8 protein-coding genes, 1 pseudogene and 1 riboswitch are annotated in these 12,433 nt (G+C 58.4%); of the genes and pseudogenes, 7 read left to right on the plus strand and 2 right to left on the minus strand.

Annotated features, from left to right (window positions below):
• Window positions 1-82 precede the first annotated feature (82 nt).
• A pseudogene (locus tag ACFQDL_RS32895) lies at window positions 83-298 on the plus strand (transposase); the annotation flags it as partial.
• A gap of 433 nt (window positions 299-731) precedes the next feature.
• Here ACFQDL_RS32895 and ACFQDL_RS31675 read toward each other — a convergent pair.
• Window positions 732-1,679, minus strand: a complete 948-nt coding sequence (locus ACFQDL_RS31675; protein WP_379913851.1) for an IS30 family transposase — start codon at window positions 1,677-1,679, stop codon at window positions 732-734.
• A gap of 805 nt (window positions 1,680-2,484) precedes the next feature.
• A riboswitch (cyclic di-GMP riboswitch) is annotated at window positions 2,485-2,568 on the plus strand.
• Window positions 2,569-3,002: 434 nt separating this feature from the next.
• Here ACFQDL_RS31675 and ACFQDL_RS31680 point away from each other — a divergent pair.
• From ACFQDL_RS31680 to secF, 6 genes are all read left to right on the plus strand, one after another.
• Window positions 3,003-3,518, plus strand: coding sequence for a hypothetical protein (locus tag ACFQDL_RS31680; protein ID WP_379913853.1), 516 nt, complete (start codon window positions 3,003-3,005; stop codon window positions 3,516-3,518).
• 115 nt (window positions 3,519-3,633) lie between these two features.
• Window positions 3,634-4,092 (plus strand): hypothetical protein, encoded by a 459-nt coding sequence (locus ACFQDL_RS31685; protein WP_379913855.1) that lies wholly within the window; start codon window positions 3,634-3,636, stop codon window positions 4,090-4,092.
• A gap of 24 nt (window positions 4,093-4,116) precedes the next feature.
• The gene (locus ACFQDL_RS31690) at window positions 4,117-4,572 is read left to right on the plus strand and encodes a hypothetical protein (protein ID WP_379913857.1); all 456 of its coding nucleotides are present in this window, start codon (window positions 4,117-4,119) and stop codon (window positions 4,570-4,572) included.
• The gene (locus tag ACFQDL_RS31695) at window positions 4,572-4,922 is read left to right on the plus strand and encodes a hypothetical protein (RefSeq protein WP_379913859.1); all 351 of its coding nucleotides are present in this window, start codon (window positions 4,572-4,574) and stop codon (window positions 4,920-4,922) included. Before ACFQDL_RS31690 ends, ACFQDL_RS31695 begins: the two co-directional genes overlap by 1 nt.
• Entirely contained in the window at window positions 4,915-7,710 is a 2,796-nt protein-coding gene (locus ACFQDL_RS31700) for a hypothetical protein (RefSeq protein WP_379913860.1), read from the plus strand. The genes ACFQDL_RS31695 and ACFQDL_RS31700 overlap by 8 nt, the downstream gene beginning before the upstream one ends.
• 1,058 nt (window positions 7,711-8,768) lie before the next feature.
• Window positions 8,769-9,683 carry a protein translocase subunit SecF gene (gene secF / locus ACFQDL_RS31705; protein WP_379913862.1) on the plus strand — a complete coding sequence of 305 codons (915 nt, stop codon included), beginning with the start codon at window positions 8,769-8,771 and terminating at the stop codon, window positions 9,681-9,683.
• A 591-nt stretch (window positions 9,684-10,274) separates the two neighbouring features.
• Here secF and ACFQDL_RS31710 read toward each other — a convergent pair.
• The gene (locus ACFQDL_RS31710; RefSeq protein ID WP_379913864.1) at window positions 10,275-12,410 is read right to left on the minus strand and encodes a hypothetical protein; all 2,136 of its coding nucleotides are present in this window, start codon (window positions 12,408-12,410) and stop codon (window positions 10,275-10,277) included.
• Window positions 12,411-12,433 lie beyond the last annotated feature (23 nt).

Here is a 12,433-nt window from a genome sequence, read left to right on the forward strand (position 1 = left end):
CTTGGATACAACGACCTGCCGAAACACGGGAGGATATGCTGTACTCGTCCGGTGATCCGGCCCACGTTACCATGCCGGTATCCATAGGGTAGCCAGCTGTCTGAAGCGCTGGATCCTCGGCACTCACCAAGGCTCGGTCACATCCGATCACCTACAGGCATACCTGGAGGAGTTCAACTTCCGGTTCAACCGCCGTATCTTGGCCAGCCGCGGCCTCGAATTCCGCCGGTTGCTCGAACAAACCGTTGTCACTGGACCTGTGACGGAAGCGCAATTGATCCTTGGCTACGACTGGTGACCACAAGATGCAGGGGATGAAGGAGCAAACCGCCACCCCATTTTACCTATTTACAAGGTAACCATTCAGCTGATTTGATTTTAAAAAGTTTTCGGCATTATCTCCCGGCACCTCCATGAAGGCCGGCAAACGCCCCTTCGAACAGCGACGTTAATGCCTCACCGCCTTGGAGGTGACATAGCACGGGCGACCATCAACGGCTACTGGGTATCACCATGCGTGGCGACCGATACGTCCGATCATGGTGCATGGCGCTCGAGCTGTGGTCAGCCACGCGGAAAGGAAAACGGATTCCCTGAGCCATTGGTTCAACCGTCTGGCGGCGACGCGCAGCTTCAACAAAACGACCGTAGCACTGGCGAGCAAGGTGGTCAGGATCGCCTCAGTCATATTGGAGCTAGGCGCGAATTCAACTCCGAAGTGCGACACCCGCCTATGCGGCCTGAAGGTATTCTTGGAATACCACTTCAGGCTGCCTGAACCCGAGGCATTTGCGAGGCCTCAGGTTTAACTGTTTCTCCGCCTGCCGGACATCTTCGTCAGTGATCGTCCGCAGATCCGTACCCTTCGGGATGTACTGGCGCAGCAGGCCGTTAAAGTTCTCGTTCAGCCCTCGCTCCCATGACGAGTACGGATGGGCAAAGTAGACCCCCGTGTTCAGCGCCTCGGCGATGGCCTTGTGCTCAACGAACTCGGAGCCGTTATCCGCCGTGATCGTATGCACGTGTGCCGCATAGGGCTTGAGCATATCGATAATGGCATCCCGCACATCGGTGGCCCGTTTGGCTTCCACCTTGCGCACCAGATACATCCGGCTCTTGCGCTCTGCCAGGGTGACCAGGGCACCGCTCCCGTGCTTGCCCAAGACCGTATCGACTTCCCAGTCACCGAAGCGCTCCCGCGTGTCCACAATTGCCGGTCGCTCATCGATAGATCGAGGCTCCGGAATGACCGAGCGCTTGCTGTTGCTACCTCTGCGATACCGTTTATGGCCTTGGCGCAACGCCTTGTAAAGCTTGCCGCCACGTGCCTTGTCCGCCGTCACATGGCGGTAGATCCACTCGTGACTCACCGACATGCCGATACGTTTGCCGACGCCACTGATCTGTTCCGGGCTCCACCGCCAGGACAGCGTCAGTTCCACGTACATGACGGTCTGCTCTGGCACCCTGTACTTGCTTGCTCCGACCCGACGTGCGCAGGCTCTGGCATGCGCCTCCTCGGGCTGATACACCCCGTTATGACTGTTACGCTTCATCTCCCGGTAGACCGTGGAGCGATGGACGTCTACTACTGTGGCGATCGCTGCTGGCGAACATCCCTGCGCAAGGAGAGCCGATATCTGGTATCGTTTCCCCTCGGTCAACTGCTGATAGCTCATGGTGATACTGCTGCTTTCTTTGGCGAGATGAAGCGTACCACCTTCGGCAGTTGACCACCTCTCGCCGCTCAACCATGAGTGTCGCACTTATTATCTGAATTCCCGGGTGAACATTACCAATCGCGGGCGACGGCATAACCACACGGCTTGGCAACACAATAACGTCAGAAACAGGGGTTGTGTGTTAACCCACCCTGGGTTGCGAAAACAAAAGACTCTCGATGACAACACAGATCAGACCGGAATACTGAAAACTTGCTTCACCCAAATTTCTTCGAGAAAGATATTAACCTGGAGGGTTAATACATGAAGCAGGGATGCTTCATCATTGGCCGCAGGCCAATGCGAATCCCATAAAACCAGCGCGTCCGCGCACTTGCGCCTGTTTTTGTGGGGTGACAGGCAAAAAGGTAGAACCTATTTGCCTGCCAGGTTAATAACTTGATGAGGACGGTATGCGCGACTACTCCTCAAGGCCAAAAGCAGAAGCGTTGCTTCGAGAACAGGTCGGATATATGGCAGCAACCTGTCCCTGAAATCGAGATCTGACGACTTGCAAACGGGGAGGAGGCCATGTATGGATCGGGCAACTACCCCCTGCAACGAACTCAGGTAGTAGCGGCACGCTGCCTGATGCCACTTGGATGGAAACGGAAAAACCGGCATTTCAAGCAACTGTATTTATATTGCGACAGTGCTCTGTTATGCCAAATTCATCTAAGGACTTGTTAATTGGGTGCTATAGTGATTGTAAGCGCCGGGCAAGCGTGCCCGGTTTCAGAAGCGCAATCTCACAAAGATCCTCTCTCGACAAAGGCAAAACCCGAGTAATCGGGTGACGCAAAGCCACGGATCCGAATCGGTAAAATCGGATGGCCGGGTTACCGAAAGAGAGTGAACCTTCACGAGCCTGAGGCCCGAGGATCTTTCAAACAACTGTTTGGAGGTGTTGTGGACACAGGCTTGTTCTTTGAGTATCAATCGATACCGATAAGTCTCATTCAGTAGCTATCCTTGAATGCTGGAGATGATTGATTCAGCAAGTGGCAGCTATCTACGACCTTAATGTCGGGTGCGGTTAAACATCAGTCCGAAAGGGTGCAGGATTGTCCGTTGTCTTGCGGGCAAAGGGCAAACTGTTGTTCGTGAATTTGATTGCGTCTTAAGGGAGGTTTTTGCCATTAACGTCGTCCTTAATGGATGATGATTTGCCGATTATCTGTGCAGTAAGTCCGTCTTTGTGAAGTATTCGGGCTAAAAAGTGGCGTCTGGTTTTTAAAAAAATCGGATACCAAATCCTGAGTAGAAATGAGGAACTCTACCATGAAACTGAACAAATTTGCTTTTCTCCGTCGAGGCGTTGTATCGGCATTGGCCGTTGCGCTTGGCTTGACGTTCATTCCCAGTGCCTTTGCCGGCACGACCGCCACCCAGACCGTGACCTACGAGGTTCAGGCGATCAACGAGATTGGGGTCAGTGGCAATCCCGGCGCCCTGATCGTCAACGCCGCCACGGCGGGTTCCGCACCCGACGCGGTCACCGACACGTCCACCACCTGGGCGGTGACCACCAACGAGAGCACGAAGAAAATCACCGCCGCCATCAACACTGCTATGCCCAGCGGCCTGACGCTGACGGTAAACCTGGGTGCACCCACGGGGGCCACCTCCGCAGGAGCCGTGACCCTGGGCACCTCAGCCGCCGACGTGGTGACCAGCATCAGCACACTCAACGAGTCGAGCCTCGGGGTCACCTACCAGCTCTCTGCTACCTCGGCGGCGGGCGTCGTGGCCTCCGCCAACAAGACGGTCACCTTTACCATTGCCGACAGTATTTAAACGGTGACCAGCGGGCGGCTGTTCAAGCTGCCCGCCATTCCGCCCCGGGGCCTTCCGGGGCTAAACCCCAACTTCTTAGCCAGAACCCCAGGGTCCGGCCTTTCAGGAGCAGGATATGCGTTTAATCGGAGCGCTGCTGCTCATCACCTGTTCACTCTCACCGGCACAGGCGGCTGATGTCAGCGTGGTCGGCAATTGGTCCGAATTGATCGACAGCAACGATCTGACCGCAGGTGCAGGCAGCGACCTGCGCTCGCCAATCGAGAGCGGTTCCGCCCTGGCGACTGTTGACATCAGTGCCACCGGTGGCAGCAGCTGGGCTGTGAAGGTCTCGAAGAGCGATATCAATTGGCCGACGGGGGTCAGCATCGCCGTGCGGCGGACCTCGGACGGTACCGGGGCCGGTACCATCTCGGGCGGCACCGGCTACCTCATAGTGACCGGGACCGAGCAGACGCTCTTCAGTGGTTCCGGGGATCGCAGCGGCATTCAACTACAGCTCAAGACCGAGAACCTGTCGATTGGCGATGCGCCTGACACCTACGGTGCCACCTTAACCTATCGCGTCGAGTGATCGAGTCCTAAGGAGGACAGTGCCATGTACAAGTGTTTCATTAGCCTGGTCATGCTGGGCCTGTGCATGATGCCGGTACGCCTTTATGCCGGTATCACGATCGAAGGGACCCTAACCCATGAAAGGGTCGTTCAACCCGGCGACAGCTTCCGGGGAACGATCGCCATTCGCAATACCGGCGAGCGCGCGGCGGAAGTCAAGGTCTATCGGACCGATTACAGCTTTGCGGCCGACGGGCGCAACGATTATGGCCCTCCTGGCCGTCTTGTTCGCTCGAATGCTGACTGGCTGCACCTTGGCCGGGAGCACATTACCATTGCGTCCCGTAGCGTGGTGAATCTGAACTATGAAATGAGGGTGGCCGACGATGAAGCGCTGAACGGCACCTACTGGAGCATGGTGATGGTGGAGCCTGTCTCGGCGAGAGAGTCGACGCTCGCCCCCGGAAGGGCGAGGCTCGCGCCCAGCTTACGCCAGTAATGCGCTATGGCATCCAAATGGTGACCCATATTGGTGACAGCGGCAGCCGGGAGCTTGCTTTTGCCAATGCGCAACTCGTGAAAGCCAAAGGGCAGCGTCTATTCAAGCTGGATGTCCAGAATACCGGGGAGCGCTGGGTGAGGCCGCAGCTCTGGTTGGAACTGTTCGACCACAATGGCCAGCCGGTCGGGAAGTTCGGTGGGGAACAGAAACGTATCTATCCAGCCACCTCGGTGCGTTTCCAGTCCGATCTAAGCAAGGTTCCGGCCGGGCGCTACCGAATGCTCATCGTGGCCGACGGCGGCGGCAATGACCTTTTCGGTTCGCAGATAGACCTCAAGCTTGAGTGAAGCCATGAACGGGGTGTTCCCTGTCACCGGCAGACTGTTTTCAGTCCTGTGGCGGCTGCGTCTGGCGTGGCTCCTGCTGACGTTGCTGTTCCCGGTGCTGGCACATGCCCAGGCGCTCGGCCTCAAGGTCAGACCGGCGGACCGGGAAATAATCAGCGAAGCGCCGCGCCAGATTGTCACCGTTGCCTTCCAGGTGCATAACGGCACCGGCCGCGACGGCCAATTCGAGGCGCAGCCCGCGTTGCCGCCAGGGTGGCGGCTGATCACCCCGGAGTATCCTTTCGACCTAGCGGACGGCGAGACGCAGCTGCGTTTTATCAGTTTTTTTATTCCCGAAAATACCCGGGCCGGCGACTATGCCTTCACGTATAGCGTGAATAACAGGCAGCAGCCGGCCATAAGCGACACCTACAGCCTGCCGGTGCGGGTGCTGTCCCGCCTGAAATTCGACGCAAGTCCATTGGAGGTGCCCGGCTTCGTGATCGCCGGTGAATCCTATGGGATCAGTTTCCTGGTTCGCAACAGGGGCAACGTCGCAGTGACCTTGGGCTACGAGATTGGCAGCAGCCTCGGCCACCGCCTCAATCCCGAAACCGGCACTCTGACCCTGGAACCCTCCGAGTCGAAACCGGTGCGGGTGCGGGTCGAGAGCACTGGAGTCTCCGAGCTGACGCTGGATCTACTGAACTTCACCGCCTGGACCACCGACAAGACTATCACAGCCGATGCCACCGTCAGTGTCAGGCTGCTGCCCCGTATCACGGGGACCGAGCAGCGCTACAACAGCATCCGGTCCCTGTTCAGCCTGAAGGCAGTGACGGAGGAGAGGGGCGACAGGCGTCGTTCGGGCTGGCAGGCCGAGATGAGCGGAGGCGGCGCCATCGACGAAGCTGGCGAGAAACGTATCGATTACCTTCTACGAGGACCAGATCTGAGAAATGAATCGGTCCTCGGCACCCTGGACGAATATCGCTTCGAATACAGGGATCCGCGTCTGGGGCTGTCGCTGGGCGACCGGGTCTATGCACTCTCCCCGTTGTCCGAGCGCGGCCGCTATGGGCGTGGCGCCGAGATAAGCTATCGCACCGATCGGTGGCAGTTGGTGTCCTATAGCATGGCGGACAGGTTCAACGGCGATCCCAGCACGCAAAACGCCGTCAGGGCAGGGTATGCGTTCAATCCCGGCAAGCGGATGGACATCCATTTCCTTGACAAAGAGGGGGAAAACCCGGGTGATATCTGGAGCCTGCGCAGCCGAATGGAATGGCGTCCCGGTCGCGCCACGGACTTGGAGGTTGCTCAGAGCCGCGCGGACTCGGAACGCGGCGGGGCCTACCGGGGCCGTATTGATGACAGCAGTCACCCCTTCCGCTACCAACTGACGCTGCTGCACGCCGACCCCGAATACCGGGGCTATTACCGGGATCAGGAGTTTGCCTTTTTCGGTTTCGATTATCCGCTTGACGACAAGTGGTCGTTGAATGGGACCTATCGGTTCCAGCGCGACAATCTGAATGTCGATCCAGAGCGGGTGGCCCCGGTCGAACGGCAAGCGATACTGGGTGCCGACTATCGCCTGTCCTCGCAGACCAGGATCGGCATCGACTATCGCCAGTTTGTGAAACATGACCGGCGCCCGGAGCCGGAATTCGATGCTGGCAATGACGCCCTGGGCCTGACGGTCAGTCGTCGGCTCGAAGCACTGAGCCTGCTGGGTGTCGCCCGATGGGGCGAAACCGAAGACAAACTGAATCGAGAGCGTTTCGGTACCGCACTGTACCTCGCGTCCGTCCACTGGCAGGCGACACTCCGGCAATCCTACAACGCCTACCTGTTCTACGACGACAACGCCCATACGCTGGAGCGTCAGTCCGTGCAAAAGACGCTGGGGCTCGGCGCCAATTACCGCCTCTCCGCCGCCAGTACGCTGAACCTGAATATTCAGGGTGATCTCGGTGCCGACGAAAAACCGTACACCCTCAACGCCCTGTTAGAACACCGGTGGTCGAACGGCCATCAGACCTCGCTTGTGGCACGACACTCGACGGGCGATGAGAAGCAGACCGCGCTCATGTTGACCTACAGGGTGCCTTTCGGCCTGCCGGTGAGCCGGAAGCGAAACGTGGCGACGCTGCGCGGCCGCGTCCTTGATGCCGAGACTGGAACCGGGCTCGAAAACGTCGTGCTCAATCTCGGCGGCTTGATCGCCGTTAGCGACTCCGAGGGACGATTCAGTTTCCCCTCGGTCAAGACCGGTCGTTACCATTTGTCCCTGGACCGGCCGGGGGCTTCGGTAGACAAGGTGTCGGTGGAAAAACTGCCCAAAGAGATCGAGATCCGTCAGGGCGACGATAACCGCACCGAGATAGCATTGATTCGCGGTGCGACCCTGAGCGGGCAGATCAGGGTCTACGATCTGCCCGACTCCGTACTGCCCACCCAAACCTATATAAAGGTAGGCGCCACCGACCGCCCGGACGACAGTCCCGACCCGCCACAGCGACCGCTCAAGCGCGCCAATGTCCTGGCCGATACGCTGGTGACCTTCATCAATGGCGAGCACACCATCAAGCGCCTGACCGACCAAGACGGCCGCTTCCGCATCGCTGGTGTGCCGCCGGGCAGATGGGTGATCACCATGGACGAAAATAACTTGCCGGTAAATACGATACCCGAACAAAGGCAACAGATCCTGATCGTCGAGCCTGGAGAGGAGGCGAATATCGACTTCAAGGTTATACCGGAAGTCCGAAAAATTAAGATGTTGGAGCCACTGAAGGAAATTTGAGATGCGTTGGTTTGAGTTATTTGAATGAGAGCCGCGATAACAAGTATGCCTTTGTACTTCCGACTCCGCGCATAGTCTACAGGGTGGTGGCGATTTCATATACTTTTGGATACCTGTGGCCCTTCACTCAAGAATCGGTACCGGTAGTCATTGCAACGTGCCACCGCAGATCCGGTGGGGGCATTGCTGGTAGAGCAGGGCGCCTGCACCACTGAATGGTGGTGGTGGACGGTACCTCTTCGTCGTGGGTTAATTTGGACTCGTCGATCATGCAGGAAGTGGGTGTTTGGCAACTGGGGTTGTGCGGCTGGCGTGTCCCAGGTCTTATCGAGGAGCCCAGACCCGGGTGAAGTGCATAGCGAGATATTGATTTGGACTACCGCTGCCCGCTGCCCGCTGCCCGCTGCGGCCGCAGACCTGCATTGATGCACGTGGGAAATATGGCCCCTACGCCCAACAGGAACTGCATCCTCAATGCTCGTTCGCCGACTGAGCTGGCACAAACCTCCGATGTGGCCGAGTTCCGTGTTGCAGGCAGGGGGTGATAAAAATCTGCTTGTAGGCGACTGCTCGACGGTGCTAAAAGGGATCTGGCGGCAGGACATCTCCCGCCATTGAGTCCCCCCATGAAACGTCTTTGGTCGCGTATCGCTGTTCTGCTGCTGTTGGTGTTACCGATAGTCGGTACGGTTACGCACTGGCCCGTCAATGCTTTCTCCTACGTCGGACCATCGGCACGGGCGTTTGACCAGGCCGACCTGATACCGGGTCAGGTTCTCCCAGCCGTAATGGGCGCCGAGCGCCGCGCCAACTTCGAGGTATTCGAAGACCCACCGCTTGGGCTACCTCCGGAGCCACTGGGCAAGCCGGATTGGCGCCATCCAGCACCGCCAGTGTCGTTGCAGCCCCAAATTCCTGCTACGCCGCCTGTCCTGAGACTTGCACGGGCGCCGCCTGACCCTGCATCCAGCGTAATCAGTAGAAGCGTTCACCCTTCACATCGGTAGCCCGGGCGCATTTGCCCGGGACATTCTGGAACCTTTCCGGAGCGTTCGGCGATGAAACCCGCAATCCTTAATTTTATGGCGATCAGGCAACTGACGGCGCTGACGTCGTTGCTATTGGTCCTCCTGTCCGTGCTGTCGCTGTCGATATCGGGTCTGCAGCTAGGGCTGGATTTTACCGGCGGCACCCTCATCGAACTGAGTTACGGCGCACCGGCACCGCTTGATCTCATTCGTGTGACGCTGGAGAAGCGCGGTTTTGACAATGCTCTGGTGCAGTCCTTCGGCTCGCCGACTGAGGTGCTGATCCGGCTGGCGACCAGCTACAGACCCGGCGTGGGCGAAGAGGTACAACAGCTGTTGCAACAGGCCACGGAATCGAAGGTCAGTTTGCTACGGACTGAGTTCGTAGGCGCTCAGGTCGGCGAGGATCTGCGCGAGCGCAGCGGACTCGGTGTACTGGTCGCGCTCGGCGCCATCATGCTGTACGTGACCTTTCGCTTCCAGTTCAAGTTTGCGCTCGGCGCCCTGGTGGCGCTGTTCCATGATGTCATCATCGTACTGGGGGCTTTTTCACTGTTTCGCTGGGAATTCGACCTGACGGTCCTGGCGGCGATCCTGGCGGTGATCGGCTACTCGCTCAACGACTCGCTGGTGGTGGCGGACCGGATCAGGGAGAATTTCCGACGCCTGCGACTGGACGATACGTGCGAGATCATCAACCGCTCGCTGACGGAGATCCTGAGTCGCACCCTTATGACATCATTGACCACACTGTTGGTGGTGGTGGCGCTCTTTCTTTTCGGCGGCGAGATGATACACGGCTTCGCCACGGCGCTGCTGATCGGCATCTCGGTCGGCACCTATTCGTCGATCTACGTCGCCAGCGATCTGCTGTTGCGCATGAACTTCAGGCGCGAGGATCTGGTTCCGCCAGACACCGAACCCCAAGAAGATGCACGACCCTGAGATGAGGCGCAGTCCGCTTGTGTCTCGTTCGGCAGAGGTAAGTGACGCCCGGCCCAACGGAGCGGGCGTCAAGCAGGAGGACTGGATACGCACAGGCGTGATCTACCCGACGTGCCGAAACAGCGTCCGGTCGGCGGTCAGAAAAACTGTCAAGCAGGTAGGTGATGCAGCGGACAAACCAGAGCAGTAGGATACCGCCTTCGACACGGCTGATGCGGCCGGCCCTGAAGTCGATTACGGACAGAGACAGGGGCATGGCTGCCATTATCAGGAGGTCCCCGCTCGAGTACTCTGGCACCGATCACCATCGGACTGACCATATTGCTGATACCAAACTCGGACAGCGTGTTGTGCCGGTAGTTAGATACCAATCGCGATGATGGTCAGGTCAACGGCTTGATCGCTGACACCGCTGCTCGGGCGACTTCGACTGAACCCCAGACCAGCACGCGCGAACATATCTCGATAATGGAACATTCTTAGCGTGCCGCGCGTGCGGCCGGATTGTGCCGCCTACCAAGCGATAGCCCCCTGGCCAAGCGCAAGCCAGTGCCCATTCAGTGACTTTGAACTTCCAGACAGCGGCGATTTTCAAGGCAGAATGCGGACGCGCGCATACGCTAAGCCCGAGACGCCCTGCAGGGGCTCCACGTTGCCGGTGTCGATCGTCGAGTCGACCCAGCCTTCGCGCGCCAGATAGCGGAGATACTGCTGCCACTCCTCCCATTCTTCGTCGGTGGAGTAGACCAGCGTCAGCATGCCCGGCTGAGTGATGCGTTCGTTGGTTTCGTCATCACAGGCTTTTTCGATTCGTTTTTTGACGATCTCGTAGCGACTGTCCCTTGAACCACGTACGGCGAAAAGGGTATCGGACTTTTCGTCGTGGAAAATGTCCACGCTTTGCTGCTGAATCAGCACCAAATGGGTAATCTGAAGTCCGATATTGTCGCCGCCGCCCATCTCGAAGACCGAGCGGGCACAGGCGCAGATTGCTCTCAGTTGCTCATAGCGAAGGCTATGCAGATGAAATGAGCGGAATTCCGGATAGATGGACTGGCCGGCGTAGATCATGTGATCGATGCCGTCTGTGCAGTTGATGTCGCTATGGTGCGGGATGATCTGCTGCATCCTGGCCTGGCAATGCTCCCAGGTTTTGCGCAGCGTGCCGATCACCCTGCTGACGGTGGCATCGTAGCGCGCCCGGGCCTCGTAGACGCAATGATGTTCGTTGTCGCTGGCCTGCCGATAGTCACGAACGGCCGCTGCGGCGGCATCGCTGCAGCGTTCGAAGTGATCGAAATAAATTTCGAGATGGCGCTTGAGGTAGTCGATAGCCGTATCTTCGGTGTCCACATCGACGCCCTGTTCGAGTTCGCCCATCTGCTCGAGCAGGTCCAGTTTCAACTGCTTTGCGAGGCCGCTCGGCGTTTCGGCCGCGACGGCCTCCAGCACCGCAAGGCCGGCCCGGAACTGCTGCAGCAGATCCGCTTGTATTGCCTGGTTGCGGGATTCGGACGAACCACGGATATCGGAGATACCGTAAAGAGGATAGACGTCAGGGAATTCGATCGGCTGCGGCGGCAGTCCCCAGTTGCGTCTTTCGGCTTCCTCTAGGAAACGCCATTCCACCGCCGGCTGGATATTGCTGAATGAGGTCAGGCTTTGCTGCAGACTGAAACGCAAGGCCGTCGTGTAGGGCTCGACCAGTTCCTGGGCATGGCGGACATCGTCCGCATCGAAGGCGTCGGCGCGATCGCTGGTGATGCCGATCAAGCCTACCAGTTGTGAGCGGTGGCCGACCTTACCGTCGTTGGCGACATACAGCGGGATCAGCAGCAGCGAGCGGGTGCCGAGCGCCTGTAGGCGACAATCCAATTCGCATGTGACCTCCTCCTGGGGGATCGTTGCCACCGAGCAGACAGCGGCCCTCTGTGCCTCATTGACGAGCCTGGAATTACTTAATGACAGCAATGGATAACGGCTTATTTCGAGTGATTTCTGTTCGCTGCTGGCGATAAACAACCGCGCCGGGTCGCGTTCGAGGCACAGAATGAAGCACTGCTGTGCCCGGAACAACGAGCGCAGACAGCCTTCGATCTGACGGAAGCGCTCCGGCGTCAGTATCGAGATGCGTTCGACCAGCAGTCGGGTTAGTTGGCGCAGGGTTTCAAGGACAGTTACATCGAACCCTTCAAGCAATATCAAGCCGTCAGGGGATTCTGTGGCGAAGGTGGGTGCTATCGGACGAAGGTTGCCCCTTGTATTGTCCGTTATCGTTGGAGCGTCCGGTGCCAGCATTGAGTGTCTTGCCGTGCCATCCCCGAACCACAGCTTGACGATTCGCGTCTGCGGATAATGGGGACTGGATACTATGGCAATGAAGGAGGTCTCGAAGTGGTCAGAGCATATACTGCTATCGGTGGCGGTGTCTTGTGACCGGATCATCTGGGTGAGTTGTGGTCGTGTCAGTCCCGGGATCAGCTCGAAAAGCTCAAGCCTCGGACCGATGGCGTCGGCGGAATCCGCCTCAAACCCAAAAAGGTTCCGAAAAGCGAGGTTGGCATATCGAACGATGAAGGTTTCCGGCTCCAGCGCCGCGGCCAGCCATCGCTTGGACTGCCGCAGCGCGCTCAGCCAGGGAAGGGGTGGTTCGACCGGACCCGCTGGCTCGGCTGTCAAGCTTGCCGGTAATTCCGGTCCCGACTTGACCGGCTTGGATGTCTTCATGGCGGACCCTCGTCAAGCGGATT

It is taken from the genome of Marinobacterium aestuariivivens (genome assembly GCF_042661465.1).
Taxonomy (GTDB): Bacteria; Pseudomonadota; Gammaproteobacteria; order Pseudomonadales; family Balneatricaceae; genus Marinobacterium_A; species Marinobacterium_A aestuariivivens.